21 protein-coding genes are annotated in these 19,961 nt (G+C 46.6%); 4 read left to right on the top strand and 17 right to left on the bottom strand.

Going from position 1 to position 19,961, the window contains the following annotated elements; all coding sequences use genetic code 11:
- Window positions 1-81: 81 nt before the first annotated feature.
- The 10 genes from QT973_RS05550 to QT973_RS05505 form a co-directional block, all read right to left on the bottom strand.
- Window positions 82-603 carry a DUF29 family protein gene (locus QT973_RS05550; protein WP_333058038.1) on the bottom strand — a complete coding sequence of 174 codons (522 nt, stop codon included), beginning with the start codon at window positions 601-603 and terminating at the stop codon, window positions 82-84.
- Between the two features lie 175 nt (window positions 604-778).
- Complete coding sequence (locus QT973_RS05545; protein WP_333313965.1) at window positions 779-1,993, bottom strand: ABC transporter permease subunit; 1,215 nt, start codon at window positions 1,991-1,993, stop codon at window positions 779-781.
- A gap of 298 nt (window positions 1,994-2,291) precedes the next feature.
- On the bottom strand, window positions 2,292-3,377 hold the full coding sequence (locus QT973_RS05540; RefSeq protein ID WP_333058036.1) for an amino acid ABC transporter substrate-binding protein: 1,086 nt from the start codon (window positions 3,375-3,377) through the stop codon (window positions 2,292-2,294).
- A gap of 317 nt (window positions 3,378-3,694) precedes the next feature.
- Window positions 3,695-3,922 carry a hypothetical protein gene (locus QT973_RS05535; RefSeq protein ID WP_015178453.1) on the bottom strand — a complete coding sequence of 76 codons (228 nt, stop codon included), beginning with the start codon at window positions 3,920-3,922 and terminating at the stop codon, window positions 3,695-3,697.
- Between the two features lie 308 nt (window positions 3,923-4,230).
- Window positions 4,231-9,336 carry a PAS domain S-box protein gene (locus QT973_RS05530; protein ID WP_333390839.1) on the bottom strand — a complete coding sequence of 1,702 codons (5,106 nt, stop codon included), beginning with the start codon at window positions 9,334-9,336 and terminating at the stop codon, window positions 4,231-4,233.
- A gap of 202 nt (window positions 9,337-9,538) precedes the next feature.
- The gene (locus QT973_RS05525; protein WP_333058034.1) at window positions 9,539-9,940 is read right to left on the bottom strand and encodes a fasciclin domain-containing protein; all 402 of its coding nucleotides are present in this window, start codon (window positions 9,938-9,940) and stop codon (window positions 9,539-9,541) included.
- Between the two features lie 300 nt (window positions 9,941-10,240).
- Window positions 10,241-10,609: a hypothetical protein gene (locus tag QT973_RS05520; RefSeq protein ID WP_333058033.1), complete on the bottom strand. Its 369-nt coding sequence runs from the start codon at window positions 10,607-10,609 to the stop codon at window positions 10,241-10,243.
- Window position 10,610: 1 nt separating this feature from the next.
- Window positions 10,611-10,973, bottom strand: a complete 363-nt coding sequence (locus QT973_RS05515; RefSeq protein ID WP_333058032.1) for a hypothetical protein — start codon at window positions 10,971-10,973, stop codon at window positions 10,611-10,613.
- A 197-nt stretch (window positions 10,974-11,170) separates the two neighbouring features.
- Window positions 11,171-11,611, bottom strand: coding sequence for an Hsp20/alpha crystallin family protein (locus tag QT973_RS05510; RefSeq protein ID WP_333058031.1), 441 nt, complete (start codon window positions 11,609-11,611; stop codon window positions 11,171-11,173).
- 253 nt (window positions 11,612-11,864) lie between these two features.
- Window positions 11,865-12,152: a hypothetical protein gene (locus tag QT973_RS05505; protein ID WP_333058030.1), complete on the bottom strand. Its 288-nt coding sequence runs from the start codon at window positions 12,150-12,152 to the stop codon at window positions 11,865-11,867.
- A 186-nt stretch (window positions 12,153-12,338) separates the two neighbouring features.
- On the opposite strand from QT973_RS05505, the gene QT973_RS05500 reads away from it, so the two are divergent.
- From QT973_RS05500 to QT973_RS05490, 3 genes are all read left to right on the top strand, one after another.
- Entirely contained in the window at window positions 12,339-13,133 is a 795-nt protein-coding gene (locus QT973_RS05500; RefSeq protein WP_333058029.1) for an MlaE family lipid ABC transporter permease subunit, read from the top strand.
- 63 nt (window positions 13,134-13,196) lie between these two features.
- Window positions 13,197-13,589, top strand: coding sequence for a DUF3119 family protein (locus QT973_RS05495; RefSeq protein WP_333058028.1), 393 nt, complete (start codon window positions 13,197-13,199; stop codon window positions 13,587-13,589).
- 58 nt (window positions 13,590-13,647) lie between these two features.
- Entirely contained in the window at window positions 13,648-14,979 is a 1,332-nt protein-coding gene (locus tag QT973_RS05490) for a DUF3086 domain-containing protein (protein ID WP_333210992.1), read from the top strand.
- Here QT973_RS05490 and QT973_RS05485 read toward each other — a convergent pair.
- Window positions 14,966-15,214 (bottom strand): hypothetical protein, encoded by a 249-nt coding sequence (locus QT973_RS05485; RefSeq protein ID WP_333058026.1) that lies wholly within the window; start codon window positions 15,212-15,214, stop codon window positions 14,966-14,968. The two genes, QT973_RS05490 and QT973_RS05485, sit on opposite strands and share 14 nt — an antisense overlap.
- A gap of 8 nt (window positions 15,215-15,222) precedes the next feature.
- On the opposite strand from QT973_RS05485, the gene plsY reads away from it, so the two are divergent.
- Complete coding sequence (gene plsY / locus QT973_RS05480) at window positions 15,223-15,903, top strand: glycerol-3-phosphate 1-O-acyltransferase PlsY (protein WP_333058025.1); 681 nt, start codon at window positions 15,223-15,225, stop codon at window positions 15,901-15,903.
- A gap of 22 nt (window positions 15,904-15,925) precedes the next feature.
- Here plsY and QT973_RS05475 read toward each other — a convergent pair whose 3' ends face one another.
- The 6 genes from QT973_RS05475 to acpS all read right to left on the bottom strand — a co-directional run bounded on the left by QT973_RS05475 (window position 15,926) and on the right by acpS (window position 19,908).
- Entirely contained in the window at window positions 15,926-16,513 is a 588-nt protein-coding gene (locus QT973_RS05475; protein WP_333058024.1) for a Uma2 family endonuclease, read from the bottom strand.
- 11 nt (window positions 16,514-16,524) lie between these two features.
- Complete coding sequence (gene proC / locus QT973_RS05470) at window positions 16,525-17,370, bottom strand: pyrroline-5-carboxylate reductase (RefSeq protein ID WP_333141028.1); 846 nt, start codon at window positions 17,368-17,370, stop codon at window positions 16,525-16,527.
- A gap of 297 nt (window positions 17,371-17,667) precedes the next feature.
- The gene (locus QT973_RS05465; RefSeq protein WP_333058022.1) at window positions 17,668-18,282 is read right to left on the bottom strand and encodes a cell division protein SepF; all 615 of its coding nucleotides are present in this window, start codon (window positions 18,280-18,282) and stop codon (window positions 17,668-17,670) included.
- Between the two features lie 117 nt (window positions 18,283-18,399).
- Window positions 18,400-19,065 carry a YggS family pyridoxal phosphate-dependent enzyme gene (locus QT973_RS05460; RefSeq protein ID WP_333058021.1) on the bottom strand — a complete coding sequence of 222 codons (666 nt, stop codon included), beginning with the start codon at window positions 19,063-19,065 and terminating at the stop codon, window positions 18,400-18,402.
- Between the two features lie 72 nt (window positions 19,066-19,137).
- Window positions 19,138-19,407 (bottom strand): transcriptional coactivator PipX, encoded by a 270-nt coding sequence (gene pipX, locus QT973_RS05455; RefSeq protein ID WP_333058020.1) that lies wholly within the window; start codon window positions 19,405-19,407, stop codon window positions 19,138-19,140.
- 42 nt (window positions 19,408-19,449) lie between these two features.
- Window positions 19,450-19,908, bottom strand: coding sequence for a holo-ACP synthase (acpS, locus tag QT973_RS05450; protein ID WP_333058018.1), 459 nt, complete (start codon window positions 19,906-19,908; stop codon window positions 19,450-19,452).
- Window positions 19,909-19,961: the final 53 nt, after the last annotated feature.

The raw sequence follows: 19,961 nt of genomic DNA, 5'->3' as shown, positions 1-19,961 counted from the left end.
GTGTAGACGCGATTTCCAATCGCCAGGGGTTTTGTTTGTGTAGACGCGATTTCCAATCGCCAAGGCTAAAAAAAATCCTACTTATTTTCGCCGATTTATCCAATCTTCTCCACCTGGTAACTGACTTAAATGCTGGGCTAACACTGCTGGTAAATCTTTGGCGGAATGGATATAAGTCAAGTTCAATAACCTCACAGCAGTCTGAATAATCAGGTTTCTATCCATCATCTCTGCAAGTTGAAATTGACTATAAATACCATTCAATACTTCCTCCGCCGCCTCTGCAATCGCATCCTCAATCACCTCCTCCTCTATAAAACTCTCCCATTCATCAGAATTGATGTAATAAGATGTTTTATTATCTTTAATATTTGCCTTCTTAATTTCTCTGATTGAATTGCGAATCGAACTAGCCCAAGAACCAGTTAATCGCTGTTCAACTTGATTTTTAATCAAGTGAATCAGCAAAACATTTAAAAAAGATTGGATTTGTCGCAAAATTGCCTGTTTGCTCATTCCATCTAACTCATCGACTATTGCCAAAGCATCCGTATACCTTCCTTCCACTATGCTTTTTCTAAGAGCAATTAATTCTTGTGTCATTTGATGTTCCTCAAGTTTGATACTAGCAAAAAAAAGATAGTTGTTGTTGGTTATTTTTATTATTGTTTAGTCGTCAATTCACAAGTTTTCGTTACTCGGTCTCAGCTAAAGTCACTGTACGCCATTTAACGCGCTCTCCTTTGATTCCAATTAAAATAGATTAAATTTCAACTATTTACCTTTCCTTGATTTGTACAGTTTTATTGTACCAATTCATGAACAGAGAAACTATCAAACTAATTGTTAGATATGTTACCATGATAATTAACATTGCTTCGATCGCCCGACCGGTCTGATTCAACGTCGGAGATCCCACCACAAAATAAACGTCGGGATAAGCAACCGCAACCGCTAAACTCGAATTCTTAGCTAAATTCAGATACTGACTGGTTAAAGGCGGCACAATCACCCGCAAAGCTTGCGGTAAAATTACCATCCGCATCATTGTTCCAGACTTCAGCCCCAAAGACTTTCCCGCTTCCCACTGGCCTTTCGATACTGACTGAATTCCGGCCCGCACAATTTCTGCAATGTAACTGCCAGTATACAAGCTGAGTCCTGTCACCAAGGCAGCAAATTCTGGAGTGAATTTTAATCCTCCTTCGAGTTGCAATGTTGGTGTCAGGCGCGGAACATCTAGACGAAAAGGCAGATTTTTGGTGATAATCCAAGCTAAGATTGCACTTAGCCCGATCGCACCTAGAGCCCAAAACAACTGTCTTCCCGGCTTAGCTTCTTCCAACATCACCCGCGCCCGCCACATCCACAGCCCAGCGGCAGCCAAAACTCCGACAGTTAGCAAAATCAACCAAATCTCAAAACCCGGCAAAGCCACCGCTGTTGGTACAGCAATGCCGCGATTTGTCAAGTAAATCGGCCCCCTCATCTGCTGATTGTCTTCGAGTTTTGGCAGGGAAATGAAAACGGCAAAATACCAGAAAAATAATTGCAGCAATAACGGCGTATTTCGCAAAATTTCTACGTACAAACCAGCCAAACTCCGCAGCAGCCAATTGTCGGAAAGGCGCGCAATTCCTACAGTCAAACCCGCAACTGTTGCAAAAATAATGCCGAGACCCATCACCCGCAGCGAATTAATTAAACCGACAAAATAAGCTTGTCTGTAACTATTTTCGGGACTGTAGGGAATCACGCTTTCGCCGATGTCAAAGGATGCTTGGGAATTGAGAAAGTCAAATCCAAATGCAATCCCCAGTTGCGAGTAATTGGCACTGAGATTGTCCGCGAGAATGGCGATAACAATTATTACTAAAATTAGGGCGATCGCCTGTACGGCTATTTTCCAGAAGCGATCGTCCCGCAGCAGTTTTGATATATCTTTAAAATTGGGAAATCTCTGGGCTTTGCCCGGTTGAGGTTCTGGGTTCATAACTTAAATTATATTTGATAAATCTGCTGGCAAATCCAGGCGAGATTGAGCTTTGGTGCGTGATATCGTTTCCGGTTGCATCGGAATTATTTAACCGCAGAGGGCGCAGAGAACGCAGAGGGAGAGAATACAGAGATGAATTATTCCGATGCTACCGGATTTGATATGACTTGATAGTTACTCGATTGGCGATCGGGATTTTTCAAGTCACGCACTCTACATAGCTTTGGTGCGTGACTTGATAGTTACTCGATTGGCGGATCGGGATTTTTACCGTCACGCACCCTACATAGCTTTACTAGCGGAATGGCGGCGAGTAAAGCAAACCGCCATCTTTCCAGAGTCTGTTTTGACCCCGTTCTAACTTGAGTGTACTTTTGGGGCCGAGGTTGCGATCGTACATTTCCCCGTAATTCCCCACTTTCTTCACAACGCGGACGGCGTAGTCGTTCGGGAGTCCGAAACCTTTACCTAAATCTCCTTCTGTTCCTAGCAAACGTTTGATGTTCGGGTCTGTAGTGCTTGCCACAATTTGGTCTACATTTCCTGAATTAATTCCCAAATCTTCAGCTTCAATCGCCGCGAAAACGATCCATCTCACCGCATCAGCCCATTTAGGATCGCCGCTTTTCACCGCTGGGGCTAATGGTTCTTTTGACATCACGATCGGCAAAACAACATTATTCTCGGAATTCGGCAGAGTTGTCCGCTTAGAAACAAGTTGCGATCGATCGGCAGTAACACCTTGACAGCGACCTTCTTGATAGGTAGCAAAGGTAGCATTCACATCTTCAAACACCACAGGAGTGTATTTAATTCCTAATTTTCGCATTTGGTCGGACAAATTTTGTTCGGTGCTCGTACCTGTCTGCACGCAGATAGATTTGCCCGCAAAATCTTTTAAACTTTTGATGCCGCTGTCTTTTTTGACCATGATGCTTTGAGAGTCATAAAAGATCACCGGGGCAAATTCCAGTCCGGTAGTGCTGTCGCGACTCGCGGTGTAGGTGGTATTTCGGCTGAGAATGTCGATTTCTCCCGCCTGCAAAACTGTAAATCTATCTTTAGCATTGAGCTTTCGGTACTCGACTTTTTCGGGATCGTCAAATATTGCCGCCGCCACAGCCCTGCACACATCCACATCCAGTCCCGAATATTTGCCTTTTTCGTCTACAAAGCTAAAACCCGGCAGTTCGCCACTGATGCCACAAATCAGTTTGCCCCGGCTGATAATTGTATCTATCCGGCTGGAACCTTGTTGCGAGTTGCCGCCTGCTGCAGTTGTTGCTGTTGTTTGTCCGGTTTGTGCCGATCGATCCCTACAAGATGCCAACGGTGCCACAAACAACACACTTGCTAGTAGCAGAAATCCCCATTTACGCATAGATTTTAATAGAACGCTTTCCTGACAATCCTACCTTGTAGCTGTCAGAACTGTGGGGATCGGCGATCTACACAGCTTCCGGTTTCAAATTAGCCGTTCTGCATCCGTTGCTGCACAGCGACAACTGCCCCGACTACCCGCCTGTTTTTTTTGAGCAAGCTGGGATCCCAAAGTTAGAAACCCGGTTTCTGGCTGGAGGTGTGGTCGTCAAACCTCAGATTTATCCCCGAAACCCGGTTTCTTTTCTGCTATTTCTGCCCAGCGCGAGGGAGAATCGCCTTTCCCTGGAATATTTATCCGATTTTGATTGAATCCGCTCACAGTAGCTCTGGTGCCAGCCGCTGCTCAGCTAAATCGCGGATTAGGGACAGCCGAGACTGGATGTATTCGTCCAACAAATCTGCTTCTTTGCCATTGAGCGCAGAGTTTGTCTTTAACTGCTTCAGCAGCCACTGTACCAGGGTGGCATCGTCTAAATTGACTAACAGAGTAGCTTGGGTGGTCTCAATTAATGACCAGAGTTGGCGTAACATGACTGGAGTCATAAAACCTCGTTGAGCGTAAATACGCACTTAATGGGCGGGGATAGCGAAAAGCTGGTCTTGGTGTCTCAAGCCGATAGACGAAAAGCACCCTCTGAGCCATCGGCTTAATGATTATTTTATATTTGACCACAATAACTTAAGACAGTAGTGTCGCAAGTTACAACACACAAGATGTTATAAGAGTTCCCAATTCCTTCACATTGAGATAAACATCTTGATAAAAGATTAACAATCTTTACACGCGCTCGCTCGCGGGGCTGCCAATATCCGCGATCGGGCTCCACGGGCCCGGTGCACAATAAAATTGACTACTCGGTAGCCACAAACTTTTGAACCCTCGCCAGAATTATTTCTAATTCAGCAATGATTTTTGTAGCCCCCTCCAAATCATTAGATTCAGCCAGACTTTGAAGCCGATCTGCCATATCGGGCATTAACCGCACCGCCGCCGTAGCGCTGACACCTTTAATTTGATGAGCGTGGCGGGCGAGTGTCTCCATATCTCCCAAGGCGATCGCCCCCTTAGCAGCTTCTAAATAACTACCAGTATCCACCACAAAAGTTTGCAGTATTTCCCGCTCAAACTCTACATCAGCCCCCGAAATTTCGTGCAAACGTGCCATATCGACTACCGATTCGATATCTGGTTCAGAGTTTTGAAGTTCCTCGGCCTTAAACTTGGGATTTCCAATTTTTAGTTTGACCGACCAATTTGCTAGTACCGATTTTAACTTTTCGATCGCAATAGGTTTGCTAATATAATCGTCCATGCCCGCCGCCAGACACTTTTCCCGATCGCCCTTCAAAGCATTCGCCGTCATCGCAATCACCACCGTCTTTTGATGTGGTTCCATCTTCCCAGCAGCATCTGCCGCTTCCCGGCGGCGCAATTCCAGCGTTGCTTCGTAACCGTCCAAAACCGGCATCTGACAGTCCATCAACACAATGTCATACTTTTTCTGAGCAACCATAGATAGCGCCTCTGCGCCGTTATTCGCGACATCCGCAGTGCATCCCAAAACTCTAAGTTGATTGAGACCAACTTTTTGATTGATTGGAGTATCTTCAACTAACAAAATCTTTAAACTTGCTAACTCCCGGTTGTCAATAGCTGAGGCTCGATTCGACGTTGAATTTGCCTGCGACTCATCAATCAGCGTCATCGGGGCGATCGCATTCGCCAAGCAATCAAATAGTCGGTGAGCTTTCACAGGTTTAGTTAAATACCCGCTAAAACCGCTATCTACCAAGCGTTTCGCCTCTGCAAGCTGAGTCATTGAAGTCAGCACCACCCAATGCGTCTGCTGCATTGCCGGCTCAGAAATCCTCAAGCGTTCGAGACTTCCGGCCACCATTTCCGGCAACTGAATATCAACCAAAACGATATCGTAAGGGGAATTAACGCTAACAGCTTTGTACAGAGATGCGATCGTCATCCAACCGTTTTCCACCTCCTCAACTTCCATTCCCCACAAAACAGCCATTCTCACTAGCACTTTTCGCACAGTCGGCTTGTCGCTGGCAACTAACATTTTTCGCCCCGCCAGCACCGTTTCAAAATTCACTTCGCACGCTGTCCCGACAGCAGTTAAATTTTCCGTAACTGTCGGCACAGTAAACCAAAAAGTCGAGCCTTTGCCAGGGGTACTTTCCACACCGATTTGCCCACCCATTAATTCCACCAACTGCTTAGAAATAGCCAGCCCCAAACCTGTGCCACCGTATTTTCTTGTCGTAGAGGCATCAACTTGAGTAAAAGATTGAAACAGCTTTTTTTTGTCTTCGGGAGCAATCCCAATTCCTGTATCTGTTACTTTAAACAGCAGGAGCATAAAGTCACTGTTTTCTATTTTCAACGGCTCGATATTCTCTAAAATTCTCTGATTATCGGTGGCTGCCAATAACTCAGGATTACTAGCATTAGCAACCTCAATTACCACTTCTCCTGCTTCTGTAAACTTAATAGCATTGTTGATCAAATTAGTGAGTATTTGCCGCAACCGCGCTGCATCACCTTTAATTTGCACCGGCACGTCACTGTCAATCAGTGCCACCACTTCTATACCTTTTTCTTGTGCGGGAGTTGCCAACAAATCCAGCACTTCATTCATACAGATACTGAGGTTAAATTCTAGTATTTCTAAGCGCATTTCTCCGGCTTCCAGTTTGGAGAGATCCAGAATATCGTTAATGATGGAGAGTAAATTTTGACCGCTGAGTTTCAGCGTCTGTACAAAGTCAAGCTGTTCGGGAGTAAGATTCGTTTTCAGCAGCAAATCTGTCATCCCCATCACTCCATTCATCGGAGTACGGATTTCGTGACTCATATTTGCTAAAAATAGCGACTTCATTCGAGACGCTTCTAGGGCTGCTTCTCGTGCCTGCTGCGCTTGTTCAAAAAGAGTAGATTGCTGAATGGCGATCGCCAACTGCACGCTCAACCTTCCCAGCAAATCCATCTCAGAATCAGTCCAAACACGCGGAGCGCTACACTGATGGGCAATCAGCAATCCCCACAACCGATTTTGGCTCGTTTCCAAACTCCTTCCCGGCAGTTCACTTCGAGTTTCCGGCGAATATTCTGCTGCCAAACCCTGACTTTCATCGCCTATAAAAATTGGTACAACTACATTAGCCCTTACCTGCAAACTAGCGAGTAAATCTCGGTGTTCATCGCTCAAATTGGCAGTATAAATATCTGCCATTGCTTGAATTGTTCCTGGACTGTACAGCCATACAAAATTTTCCCCAAAGGATGTTCTTTGAACTTTTCTGCCCAGCAGGGGCATCCAATCATCCCCTACAGATTCCACAACAACAACCGCTGTTTCCTCGGAATCAAAACGATAAATTATCGTGCGGTCAGTTGCCAGCAACTGCCGCACTTCTTGTACAGCAGTGCTCAGAGTTTGAGTGAGGTTGAGAGACTGCCGGACTCGCTGGGCGATCGCCGAAACCAGCCGTTCTTGTTCTGCTTGTTCCCGCAGCATTCTCTCAGCTTGCTTGCGTTCGGTGACATCGCGAATTACCGCAGCAAAGCACAGCGGCTCAGTGGTTTGAGGGTGCTTGACCAGAAAAGCATTCATCACAACATCAATGGGCTGTCCGGTGGCCAAGTGCTGCATTTGACCTTCGCCTTGCCACTGGCCCTGACTGATAATTGTTGGTAAAATCTCTTGACTGAATTTCTGTTGAAAATAGGGCCCAATATAATCCCAAATCTCCGTATAAAGCACTGCCGAAAGATTCTCTACCCCCACCAGTTTTCGTCCGGCTTCGTTGACAAACAGCGTTTTGCCTTTCAGGGTAGCCATACTGATAAAATCGCTGCTGTTTTCAATCAGCGACACAAATTTTTGCCTTTCTTCTTCTCCTTTTTTGCGTTCAGTAATGTCGCGCTTGACGCAGACGTGACAAATTACATCGTCGGCGTTGTTAATCACAGAGTATGCCGCAACGTCGATCGCCAGCGTGTGGCCTTTTTTAGTGGAGTTAATAATTTCGCCCCGAAAACTTCCTGTTTTTGCTAAACTTTGGGCAATTGCCAAAAAGCGATCCCCCGCAACCAGCGGCGAAGCTTCTGCTTCTAATTCCGCGTCTGTGTATCCTAGAAGCGTTTGGTGAGCAAGATTTTGTTCGACGAAAAACCCGTCAGCATCAATAATGACGATCGCATCGTTGGAGTTTAAAAATATTTCTCGGTAAAGTTTTAGTTTTTCCTCAGCTCGCTTGCGTTCGGTGATGTCTCTTTTGACATTTACGTAGCAAACTACATCCCCAGCATCATTTAAAACCGCAAAAGCCGAAACCTCCACCTCAACTGTTCCTTCTTCCACAGCCTTAATACAGGTCATTTCGCCTCGGTAACTCCCAGTTTCTGCCAAGCTTTGCAGCACAGACGTAAATGCCTGTTCTCCCATGTGAGTTGCAGGCGTTTTTCCCCACAATTTAGACGAACTGTAGCCCAGCAAAGCAGTGTGAGCTTGATTTGTTTCTAAGTAATAGCCTTGGGGGTCTAAGATCGCGATCGCATCGTTGGATTTCAAAAATATTTGTTGATAAAGTTGCAGCTTCCGTTCAGCTTGTTTCCGGGCGCTAATATCCGTGAACAAGCCGTAGTAAACTATCTCCCCCGATGCTTGAAATTCGGGCTGGGAAGCTCCTTGCACCCATTTAAGTTTTCCCGACGGAGTGACAATTCTTCCTTCCCAGCGCCAAGGCTGCAAGTTTTCAGCAGAAAGCGTCACCGAGTTGAGAAAATCATTTCGATCTTCGGAATGAATCATGTCAACAATTACATTAAAATTCTGCTGAGCAGCCTCTGGTTCTATTTCATACAATTCTCGGCAGCCCGCGCTCACAAACGAGAAGGCCATCGAGCCGTCTGGATGTAAGTCAATTTGATATACCGTACCGGGTACGCTAGCAGTAATTTTTTGCAGTTTGGCTTGGCTTTGATTCCTGGCTTCATCTGTGGCCTGCAATTGACCAATCTCTCTAGAAAAACCCAAAACCCCAAATATATTACCCTCTGCATCGCACAGTGGCACTTTTTGCGTGTCAAAGATGTGCTGTTTGCCACCTTCAAAGACGATCGCCTGGTAGGGATTGTGAACCCTCTCCCCAGCCAGCACAGCTCGATCTTCCTCGCGGATGCCCCTAATTGAGTTGTTGCGATCGCCAAAGACTAATTCGGCACAAAACCCTAATTCAATATCATCTTTGCCGATTATTTCCTCAACATTTTTCCCCACATATTCCGCAAAACTTTGATTGACAAAAATGTATCTAAAATTTTTATCTTTCGCAAAAACTCTGTCCGGCGCATCGTCCATTACAGCCCGCAACAATAGTTCTTGACTTTCCGAATCCAGAGCAAAATTAGTTTTTAGTTTATCCTTGACACTGGTCGTTTTAGCTGCTAATGTATTTAACTGTTTTTTTGCACAAATTTGAGCGACTGTGTGGAGCAAACAAAGGTGTTCCAAATTAAAAGCATTTGCCTGCTCTGCACCAATGAAAAATACTCCCAACCATTCTTCACTTTCATCCAGGTTGGCTGGTGCCATCAATACCGACTGAAACTGAGCAATTGGTGGCGGAGCGATGTTGTGCGCCCAGTCCCGATTGCCGGCGAGCCATTCAGCGCGAGCAACCTGCAAGCGCTCTTCAATTTCGGCTTTGGCGCTAGCAGTTAAGGGCTGTGAGTGTTCCAGGTATAGTCGATCGTCCGGTGGCGTCAAAAGGGCGATCGCCGCGCCAGGAATGAGGCGATCGAGATATGCCAGACACGCAGACCAAATTTCATCAGCACTGAGACTGGTTTGAACTTTTGCAGTAAGTTCGTTGAGAACTTGCAGTTCCAAGGTACGCTGGCGGACTTGTGCTTTGAGGCTGGCGGCTAGGATTTGCATAGTGCTCACCACGCTGGTTTGCTTATATTATAATTATTGATTTTTTAAATTTTTCAAACAATCATCTTAAAATACATCCGCCGAAAAGACAACTTTTTGATATTGAAATTACCTTCAACCGATAAATAAAAAGCGTGCGATGGGAGCAAATCGGCACCGCAAAGCACCAGGTTCGCTCCCGCAGCGAGATTTAACAGCGAAATTATCCCATTAAAATCACGTTATCGATGACGTGGATGACGCCGTTGTCTGCTTCGATATCCGCAGCAACAACTGTAGCATTTTTCACCTCAAAACCGTCCGAACAATCAATTTTAATCGGCGAACCTTCCAAGGAAGTAACAAAACCGACTTTTGCCAAATCAGCCTTCATAAACTTCCCCGATACCACGTGAAACATCAAAATCCTGGTTAGTTGGGGAACGTTCTGCACTAGGGTTGTGATAGTTCCCGGCGGCAATTTCGCAAAAGCATCGTCAGTGGGTGCAAAGACAGTAAAAGGGCCCGGACTTTTGAGCGCGTCTACTAAATTAGCTACTTGCACCGCCGTTACCAGGGTTTGAAACGAACCCGCACCTACGGCAATATCAACAATATCAGGCATTGTGTTTTACCTCATCTGGGAAAAAGTTCTATTAAGTATCGTAAACTGATTTGGTTACTGGTTATATCAAATCTGTTATAGCAAGCCTAAATCATTTGTGAATTTCTTACTCCCTCCCCTTGATAAGGGGAGGGTTGGGGTGGGGTAAAAAGTTGACGACTCCTGCAAGGATGGCTATAGGATCGGAATAATTCATCTCTCTTATCTCCCTCTGTGTTCTCTGCGTTCTCTGCGGTTAAATCATTCCAATGCAACCGGAAACCATATTATTGGTTATTTGTACAATACTGCTGGCGTACCCTATGCCAAAACCTCTGTTTCTAAATCTGCTCTTGGTGAGTTAAAATTATCTCCTTTGTGAATGCTAAAACTGCCGTACAGAAGAGAAATTTCAAAAATATCTGTATGAATCAAAGCTGCTTTCCGGTGCGCGTTTTCACCCAAATGAATGCCAATCAAATCAGCTTCAGTATCTGTGACATCTTCAGGATGGAACACCTCCCAACTGATGTCTCGGCAGTCATGAAATACTATGCTATAAGGCAATCGATCGCCTGTCGGATCGTAAATACATTCAAATAAAATTTCATTCCCCCACAAAGACACATTGACATTTGCGATCAGGGATGTAAGTCCACCTAAATTAAGCAAGTTGTAGTCATCGGGCATATTAATTACTCACTTTTTCTCCAGTATTGTGCGTCCCAGGAATCTTATTGCCAAATTCATCGCGTGTTTTGACCAAGCTGCCATCTTTGTCAAGACGCAAACCTTTGTTTATTTTTCGGCCATCTGAACCGTATCTGGGAGGTGGGGTGCGTACAACTTCACCATCAGGACGGATATTGACTCGCGAACGATCGGCAAATTCGTATTCAAGATAACCCCCTTCAGTAGTTCTGATTTCTGCACCCAATCCGCGCAAAAAGTCATCGACTTCTTGGCGAGTCATCCCGGTTAAGTCTCCAAATTCAGATGCAATTCCATTACCTCCAACTCCCTGACTCGGCACGCAAGTCTCCTCACCAACCATTGCTTATTGGAGTTTAGCACAGTTATAAACTGGGAAAAAGAAAGTTCGGCAACGAGCAATGTACGGGATGTAACGGATAAATGGAAGAAGGAAGATGGCAGAATTATTCCTCAAACTCACAATTACCAATTACCAATTACCAAAACAAAGAGGGCGCATACCGCACGCCCTCTCAGCAATTAGCCAAAAATTATTTATTAGCCGATTTGAACTTTAACCACGCGGTTCTTTTCCGCTTCCGCTTTGGGCAAATTCAGGTGCAAAACTCCATTTTTGTACTCAGCTTCTACGCTGTCATTTTGAACCCGTGCGGGTAGGGGAATCACCCGGCGGAACGAACCGTAACGGAACTCAGAGCGAGTCATGCCTTTATCTTCACTCTTAGTTTCCAGACGGCGTTCGCCGCTAATAGCAACAGCTTCTGCGGTTACTTGTACGTCCAAATCCTTAGCTTCCATGCCCGGAACTTCTAATTTAAGGTGGATGGCTTCGGGAGTTTCATCGAGTTCGGCGGGGGGTACAAAAGCAACACCGTTAGATGCGCGATCGGTTGCCGGTGTCAAGCTATCAAACAACCGATTCATTTCTCGTTGCAAGGAGTCCATTTCCCGCAAAGGTTCCCAACGAATAAGTGCCATAACTAATACCTCGACTATCTGAAGTTTTTATGGTTGAGAAACACTTGACTCAACCTGTATTTAATATATTCCAGCTCCCGAAACTGGGGGATTCGGTTTTCCGCAAAAAGGCCGATCGCATTTCCGAACATTCGCGATCGGTATTGTAAAATCATCAAAAGGGGCGGGTATCCGATCCAACCCGAACCCAGCAATTTTAGATTTTAGATTCGATCGAGGAATTCCCATCTAAAATCTAAAATCGAAGGTTCGATTAACTCCACCGCGAATGCTGATAAGAAGCGTAGGTATCAAACAAAGCACCCACCAAACCAAAAGTTAGACCGATGACGAAAAAACCCTGGAGGGGACAGCCGCTGCCGAAAGTAGCTAAGAACTGCAAAATCAGCTCTTCTCCAGAACGACCAACTCCTTGGAGAGCAGGCACGAAGCCAATCAGCGAAAAGCTAGTCAATCCCCCGCCGATTAACAATAAGGGGGCGACAAAGCTCAACAGGCCCGTCAACAGTACAGAGCGAAGAAAATTGGGAAAAATGCTCATAAGAGTCAGTAAATTCAGCTAAACTGCCGAAAGGTGCAAGCAAACAAAACTTGTCCTTTTCTACGATAGGCAGCGATCGCCCTCCGTGGCCAGTTCTGTCAGAAATCTTAAATGTTATAGAAAAAACTTGTTTAAGATTTGTAGATAGATTTCATTTTTGGCAGTTGTTCTACACTCGAAATCCCCTTGAGCACCACTACATCTTCCAGCCTCAGTTTGTGGAGTCGGCGGTTGCTGGCAGCAGCTTTATTGGGCGGCCAAGTTATGCTGCACTTGCTGAAGGGCAAAATTCACCGTCGCAACACCATCGACCAAATGGCAGCAGTCGGCCCGGAATCTCTGCTGATTGCTTTGCTGACTGCGGGTTTTGTCGGCATGGTATTTACTATTCAGGTAGCGAGGGAGTTTATTAACCTCGGGGCCGGCAATGTCGTAGGTGGCGTTTTGGCTTTGTCTTTGACTCGCGAGCTCGGCCCCGTCTTAACAGCGGTAATCGTGACGGGACGGGTAGGTTCGGCTTTTGCGGCGGAAATCGGCACGATGCAGGTAACAGAACAGATAGATGCCCTGCTGATGCTCAAAACAGACCCGATCGACTATTTAGTAATTCCCCGCGTCATTGCTTGCTGCTTGATGCTGCCAATTTTAACCATCATGTGTCTCGTCACGGGCATCCTCGGCGGACTGCTGATTGCTACGACGATGTACGGCATCTCTCAAAACGTGTTTTTAGAATCAGTCCGCAATTTCCTGAGTTTGTGGGATATTTGCAGCGCGGCAATTAAGGCTTTTGTATTCGGTGGTTTGATTGCTGTAATCGGCACTAGCTGGGGCTTGACCACCACCGGCGGGGCAAAAGGCGTCGGCCAATCGACTACCACAGCGGTGGTGACGGCTTTACTGGCTATTTTTATCTTTAACTTTTTGATGACATGGCTGATGTTTCAGGGCACGGGCTCTAGCGTACTCAAAGGCCTGTAAGCTAAGAAACGGATAAAATATGAATAATTGGCAACATTAGTTTACTACCCTTGATTTAAACCCGTGACTACAACAGCCTCTTCGACTGCGCCGACAAGTACGATCGAACTCGCCCCGAGTTATGCGATTCCCCTAGTCCTGGTACTGGCGGCCGTACCGCTACTGTTCGTGCAGAAGTGGGTGAGTTTGCCACTTTCTGTGTTCGGCTTGTTTTTGATGTACCAAGCCGCCACCATCCGGCTACAATTTACCCCAACAGATTTGGACATTTATCGATCGTCCAACTTAATCCGCCGCTTTCCTTACCGAGAATGGCAAAATTGGCGGATATTTTGGCCCGCTGTGCCGATTTTGTTCTATTTCAAAGAAATTAACAGCATTCACTTTCTGCCGGTTCTGTTCGATCGTAAAATGCTACAGACCTGCTTAGAACAGCGCTGTCCCCGTCAAGACTAAAAAAGTTGTTAATTTTTAATTTTTAACTTTTCCGTGCCCACGCCGAACAAAATTTCCCATGAATTCAGACGAATCTCCAACCCAAGAACCGCAACCACAACCAGCCACCCCAAGCGGTGACGGCGAAGTCGATTTACCCGTGAATGAGACGGAGTACCAAGTTCTATCTCAAACACAAGATTTGTGGATCGACGAAAATGAACTGCCCGCCCAACTCCCGGCAGAAACAGACCCGCCGCTGGACGAGGAAGATGCCGAAATTGCCCAATTCGTGGACGAAGCAGGCGCACTAGCCCAAATTGCGCCCAACACCGACGAGGCCGAATCAGAAAGTCCGATCGCTCAAATCGAGATTCCCACAGACTCCCAGCCAACAGCAACCGCAGAAATGGTAACGCCCATCCCAGAAAATGTTACCGAACAGTTGACAGAGAGAATCAAAGAATTGCAGCAGCAAGAACAAGCTTTGACTGAAAAAATTGCCGCCTTGGAAGCCGACAAAGCCAATGCTATAGAAGCGTTGGGCGCGGCTCAAACATCGATCGGGCGTTTGGTACAAGACGGCTTGATTCAACTAGATCAGCGCAAACAAGCGCTACAAATCGAAGTAGAAAAACTAGAACGCCGGCGCGATCGAATTCAGAAGGAAATGCGAACCACTTTTGCCGGCGTTTCCCAAGATTTAGCAATTCGAGTCCAGGGTTTCAAAGACTATTTAGTAGGCAGTTTGCAGGATTTGGCCGCTACCGCCGAACTCTTAGATTTGACACCGCCGACGCAAGAGACACCACAGCGAACTGCTGCTGAGGAGTCTCAATCCTCAGCACCGGTAAATCCCAAATTTGCCGAACAGGGATTTCAAGAACAAGCCAAACAAATTCGCCGCACCCTCGATCAATATCGCACTGTCCCCGACTACTACGGCCCGCCTTGGCAACTCCGCCGCACTTTTGAACCCATCCACGCGGAACGAGTTTCTAACTGGTTTTTCACCCAAGGAGGAAGGGGCGCTTTGCGGACTATGGGTTCGCGCTTGCAAAATATCTTGATTACTTCGACAATTATTTCTGTACTCAGAAGCGTCTACGGCGGACGGGTGCGGACTTTGGTGCTCGCCAACAGTCCCGAACGTTTGGGAGAGTGGCGCCGGGGTTTGCAGGACTGTTTGGGCATTACTCGCAGCGATTTTGGCCCGGAAAGGGGGATTATTATGTTTGAGTCTGCGGAAGCTTTGGCTCAAAAAGCCGATCGACTGGTGAAAGATGGCAAATTGCCCCTAATTGTCATTGATGAAACTGAGGATTTAATTAGTTTGTCAATCCTGCAATTTCCGTTATGGTTGGCCTTTGCTGCCGATCCGCAAACTTTGACGACTGCTAAGGATTTTTGAGTAAGTCCGGGCGAATATAATTCGCTGCTATACAAACTTTCGTCCGCCTGCGTGGACTGAAGAAACTCAGAGGGAAATTGACCGGAATTGGTTGTTCCTTCTTCTTCCTTCTTCCTTCTTCCTTCTTCCTTCTTCCTTCTTCTTCCTTCTTCCTTCTTCTGCCTTCTGCCTTCTGCCTTCTGCCTTCTGCCTTCTGCCTTCTGCCTTCTTCCTTCTGCTGTACACGAAATCTCAAATAAAAAAATGGCTAGCTGGATAATTTTAAATGGCGCACTGTTAATAGCAGCTTATCTGCTTGGTTCGATTCCGACTGGGTACGCCTTGGGGAAATGGATGCTGGGAATTGATATTCGAGAGGTTGGTTCGGGTTCGACTGGTGCGACTAATGTACTGAGGACTTTGGGCAAAGGGCCGGGGTTGGGGGTGTTGTTGGTGGATGTGTTGAAGGGGGTAAGTGCGATCGTCCTAATTCGCTATATTTACTCTCTCACTTTTACCAGCCAGCTAGCAACCGCCGCCGGTTTAGAAAATATTGCAACTGTCCTCCCTTGGATGGCAACTTTGGCGGGTTTCTCGGCTGTTTTGGGCCACAGCAAATCAATCTGGCTGGGGTTTACGGGGGGTAAATCTGTGGCTACGAGTTTGGGAGTTTTGCTTGGTTTGTACTGGCCCGTTGGTTTGGGAACTTTCGGAATTTTTGGAATCGTGTTTGCGGTGTCGCGAATTGTTTCTTTAAGTTCGATTATCGGGGCAATTAGCGTGGCTGGATTGATGTTTGCTTTACATCAGCCCCTGGCTTATGTATTGTTTGGCATTGCGGGCGGTGTGTTTGTAATTGTGCGGCACCGCAGCAATATTCAGCGGCTTTTGAATGGTACGGAACCAAGGATTGGGCAGAAATTGGAAACAGCAGCTAGCGATTGATCTGAAACAGCCTGACACCTTTTCAATTATTTCCCATAACGGGCCCTAGTTCCAACACAAATCCGGGCAAAATATCTTCCCCTGACAGCGTAACAGGGGACTGCAATATTTCTATTTCTCGATCGATCCTATAAATCTCCACACTCCGCGTTTGCGGGTCAATCAACCACCCCAAACAAACGCCATTTTCCCGATATTCCTGCATTTTCTCTCGCGTTTCTCGGATAGAATCAGTGGGCGAGCACAATTCCACTACAAAATCAGGACACAGTGGCGGAAATTTTCTTTTTTGTTCGGGAGTTAAAGCTTCCCATCTTTCGCGTTTTATCCAAGAAGCATCGGGAGAACGAGTTGCACCGTTTGGGAGTCTAAAACAGGTGGAAGAGTCAAAAGCAATTCCTAGATTCGGATTTTGGCGACTCCAAGCTTGCAATTGATAGGATAAATCCATATTACGGTTGCCCGTTTCTCCTCCCGTTGGTGGAACCATCAGCAGTTCTCCTTTTGCATTCCGTTCAAATTTATAATCGGGGTGATGTTGGCACAGTTCGTAAAACTGATCGTCTGTCAACTTGATCCACGGACTTAAATCTAATTTTAAAGTCAGCATGGCACTAACACCTATTTACCCAATTCTTGAGAACGCAAACAAGCTGCTTTCACTGCTTCGATTAGGGCAGAACGAAAGCCGTTACTCTCTAGTTTAGCAATTCCGGCAATAGTTGTGCCGCCGGGACTCGTAACTTGATCTTTCAATTGTGCCGGGTGCATTCCCGTTTCTTGCATTAGCTTCGCTGTACCGAATACTGTTTGTAAAGCTAATTGAGAGGCGATCGCCCGTGGCAGACCCGCACAAACTCCGCCATCTGTCAAGGCCTCTATCAAAATTGCTACATAACCAGGCCCGGAACCCGAAAGTCCAGTCACCGCATCGAGCATACTCTCAGGTACTTCTACCACTTCTCCCACGGCCTGAAAGATGCGCTTTACCAATTCTAAATCAGCCGGTTGCACGAGTTTTCCCGGAGCGATCGCGCTCATTCCCGCTCCTACCGTGGCTGGAGTATTCGGCATCACCCGCAGCACTCCCCGCCCCGGAAAGGCTGGTTCCAGCTTGCTCAGTGGCACTCCGGCCAAAATCGACACTACTAGCGCTTCTGGCTGGGAATTAGCCGTTTCTCCATTATTTCCCTGTTTGCGATCGGCCGCCACGGCCAACTCCAAAGCTACCGTATCAAAAACTTGCGGTTTAATCGCCAAAAACAGCACTTCTGTAGCCGCAGCAACTTCTAGATTGCTGGCTGTTGTTCCAATCCCGTATTTGTTAGCCAAAAACTCGCGGCGCTTTACCCCAGGCTCGCTCACCAATATTTCTGAAGGCAAATAAACTTTTTGTGCAATTAAGCGGGATAAGAGAGCTTCTCCCATTACCCCGCCGCCGATCGTACCAAATTTTATGTTAGTCATTAGTCATTAGTCATTAGTCATTAGTCATTAGTCTACAGTGCTACCTTGTAGGGTGCGTCGCCCGCAACAATTTACAAGTTCGATCGAAAATTAGAAAGCGACGCACCTTACTATTTTATGCTAGTCATTAGTCATTAATTATTAGTTGCCATTAATTATCAGTTCTCCGCCTTAGCTAAGAGTTAAGCGCCCAGAACTAAGGATACAAAATTCAGGATCTCGCTAGTTAAAAGCTTACTGGCTAATAACTAAAGACTAAAGACAGATGACTAATGACTAATAACTACTGACTAATAACTACTGAGCGATGGTAGCTTGTTCTGCCGGCCAGACTGTCGGTGCAGGAGCAGCAGCACGAGGGCGTCCTTGAGCAGGAGGCACTTCGTGAACCACACCAGACTGAGTTCTCACCTGCACGCAGCTAGGCGTAAACAAGAAAATACTTTCGCCAATTCGCTCTTGATGACCGTCAAGGGCATAAGTACCGCCCGCCACAAAGTCCACAGCTCTTTGCGCTTGGTCTGGGTCCATCACCGTCAGGTTCAAAACCACAGACTTCCGTTCCTTAAGGGCTCGAATTGCTGCCGGCATCTCTTCAAAAGTGCGCGGCTCCATTACTACTACTTCCGAAATCCCGTTCATAGCTCCAGGCATTCCAATCACGTTATTCATTACTGACCCTACTCCCCCGGTTGGTGCAACTACATCCATACCTGTCGATCCTACTACTGACCGCTCTCGCATTCTACGATTTTGACGACGTTCTTCTTCCGCTGCGACTGCCGCGGGGTTGGGTTCAGGCGCTTGGTAGAAGTTCTGATAGCGCTCCCCTTCAGTTTCGTCGTACACGTCATCGTACTCAGGCTCATTGTTGATCCCTACAAAATCTCGCAGTTTAGAAAAAATATTCATGATTCACGCTCCTTTACGACTTTGCTGCCCCGACTATACTCGCGTTGCGCGTTAGTCGCGGGTGGCTGACTATTCTATATTTAACCCAAATTGTCTTTATCAGAAGATTTCAATTATTTATCCCCTCCTAGAGCCAAATAAGGTTTGTCCTAGCCGTACCATAGTAGCACCTGCTTGAATTGCCAAATGATAATCTCCCGACATCCCCATCGAGAGCTGCTGCATTTGAATGTAGGGCAAATTTTGCTGCTGGATTTTGTCAGCAAGTTCGCGGGTGCTGTTAAATAATTCTAGGATTTGGGAGTCATCTAATCCCAGCGGAGGAATTGTCATCAAACCTTGAATTTTGATATGCTGACATTTGTTGAGTTCTGGAAGGTCAGCCAGCAGTTCTGGAACGCTCCAGCCGTATTTGTCCGGGTCGGGCAACATTTTGACCTGCAGGCAGACTTGGGGAGAGCAGGACATTTCCCCCGCCAAGCGCGAAAGTCGCTGAGCGAGTTTTAAATTGTCGAGAGAGTGAATCCACTGGAAATGCTCTAGGGCCTTGGCGGCTTTGTTGGCTTGCAAGTGCCCGATCAAGTGCCAGTTGATATCCGGTAAATCTTGCAGTTGGCTTTGTTTTTCGGCAGTCTCTTGAACCTTACTCTCGCCAAAATCCCGGATACCGCCGTCGTATGCTTCGCGGATAGCATCAGTCGATACCTGTTTGGTAACGGCAATTAACCGCACTGATTCCGGCAAGTGTTGGCGAATGCTGTTAATTCGAGAGGCTATGGTCATGGGTACTCAACGCTCTTGACGGGAGGGAAGGAAAATTAAGACTGTTACCAATTACCAAATTACTGATTTTCGTTATTGAAATGTACGCTGGTGAATGGTTTGCAATTGGTCGTACTCGTGATATTGACCGCTGCGACGCAGGGTTCGCAGGCGAATTTCGACCATGAGGCGAGCGTCGGAGCGGCTGATTGGTTCAAATCTCAGCCCGCCAGGGCCGTTTGTCACCAAAAAAAACAGGCGTTGGGCGTATAGGGTGGTAAATAATTCTTGGCTGTCTTCAACCTGGGATACCCTGAAGAGGAGGCCAAAGTTTGGATGATTCAGGTAAGTTTCGGTAGTCATTCACACTCACAATCTATCAATTTTAGATTAAAGATTTAGATTTTAGATTTTAGTTTCGCTCGATCGCTCGACAGCGTTGTTTGACGGCGGGGTACAAAGGGCGATCGCCGTAGCCGTGCAATAGTCTCCGTCGTGGCTGAGGCTTAATTGCCACTGGCAATTTCCCCAAACAGAGGCTTGTGCTGCTGCGGCTCCGTGCAGTTGCACGTTTGGAGCACCGTTTTCGGAGCGCCGAATTTCCACATCTGCATACCGTATTCCCCGCCATCCCGTGCCTAGAGCTTTGACAACGGCTTCTTTTGCTGCCCAGCGGCCCGCTAGCTGGTTGCAGGAAACTCGATTCATTTTACCTTTAATGCTGCTGTGTTGAGAATTTTGTTGTCCGCAATCCCTTTGTTCGGCGGGCGTGTAAACTTTTTCGAGGAAGCGATCGCCAAAGCGGTCTAATGCGGCTTGAATGCGCGGAACATATACGATATCTGTCCCAAGATAGATGTTCAAGGTCTTGGTTCTCTAAATATTTGTCTCCATTACTTTAGCAGGACTGTCGCGCA

Origin of the sequence: Microcoleus sp. Z1_A1 (assembly GCF_036700305.1) — a bacterium.
Lineage (GTDB): Bacteria > Cyanobacteriota > Cyanobacteriia > Cyanobacteriales > Microcoleaceae > Microcoleus.
Note: the sequence above shows the minus strand (reverse complement) of the source record. Positions and strands in the feature narration are given on the sequence as shown.

Bases quoted from the DNA above. Each gene is read 5' to 3' on its own strand.
- QT973_RS05550 (WP_333058038.1), bottom strand. From the start codon at position 603: ATGACACAAGAATTAATTGCTCTTAGAAAAAGCATAGTGGAAGGAAGG.
- QT973_RS05545 (WP_333313965.1), bottom strand. From the start codon at position 1,993: ATGAACCCAGAACCTCAACCGGGCAAAGCCCAGAGATTTCCCAATTTT.
- QT973_RS05540 (WP_333058036.1), bottom strand. From the start codon at position 3,377: ATGCGTAAATGGGGATTTCTGCTACTAGCAAGTGTGTTGTTTGTGGCA.
- QT973_RS05535 (WP_015178453.1), bottom strand. From the start codon at position 3,922: ATGACTCCAGTCATGTTACGCCAACTCTGGTCATTAATTGAGACCACC.
- QT973_RS05530 (WP_333390839.1), bottom strand. From the start codon at position 9,336: ATGCAAATCCTAGCCGCCAGCCTCAAAGCACAAGTCCGCCAGCGTACC.
- QT973_RS05525 (WP_333058034.1), bottom strand. From the start codon at position 9,940: ATGCCTGATATTGTTGATATTGCCGTAGGTGCGGGTTCGTTTCAAACC.
- QT973_RS05520 (WP_333058033.1), bottom strand. From the start codon at position 10,609: ATGCCCGATGACTACAACTTGCTTAATTTAGGTGGACTTACATCCCTG.
- QT973_RS05515 (WP_333058032.1), bottom strand. From the start codon at position 10,973: ATGGTTGGTGAGGAGACTTGCGTGCCGAGTCAGGGAGTTGGAGGTAAT.
- QT973_RS05510 (WP_333058031.1), bottom strand. From the start codon at position 11,611: ATGGCACTTATTCGTTGGGAACCTTTGCGGGAAATGGACTCCTTGCAA.
- QT973_RS05505 (WP_333058030.1), bottom strand. From the start codon at position 12,152: ATGAGCATTTTTCCCAATTTTCTTCGCTCTGTACTGTTGACGGGCCTG.
- QT973_RS05490 (WP_333210992.1), top strand. From the start codon at position 13,648: ATGAATTCAGACGAATCTCCAACCCAAGAACCGCAACCACAACCAGCC.
- plsY (WP_333058025.1), top strand. From the start codon at position 15,223: ATGGCTAGCTGGATAATTTTAAATGGCGCACTGTTAATAGCAGCTTAT.
- QT973_RS05475 (WP_333058024.1), bottom strand. From the start codon at position 16,513: ATGCTGACTTTAAAATTAGATTTAAGTCCGTGGATCAAGTTGACAGAC.
- proC (WP_333141028.1), bottom strand. From the start codon at position 17,370: ATGACTAACATAAAATTTGGTACGATCGGCGGCGGGGTAATGGGAGAA.
- QT973_RS05465 (WP_333058022.1), bottom strand. From the start codon at position 18,282: ATGAATATTTTTTCTAAACTGCGAGATTTTGTAGGGATCAACAATGAG.
- QT973_RS05460 (WP_333058021.1), bottom strand. From the start codon at position 19,065: ATGACCATAGCCTCTCGAATTAACAGCATTCGCCAACACTTGCCGGAA.
- pipX (WP_333058020.1), bottom strand. From the start codon at position 19,407: ATGACTACCGAAACTTACCTGAATCATCCAAACTTTGGCCTCCTCTTC.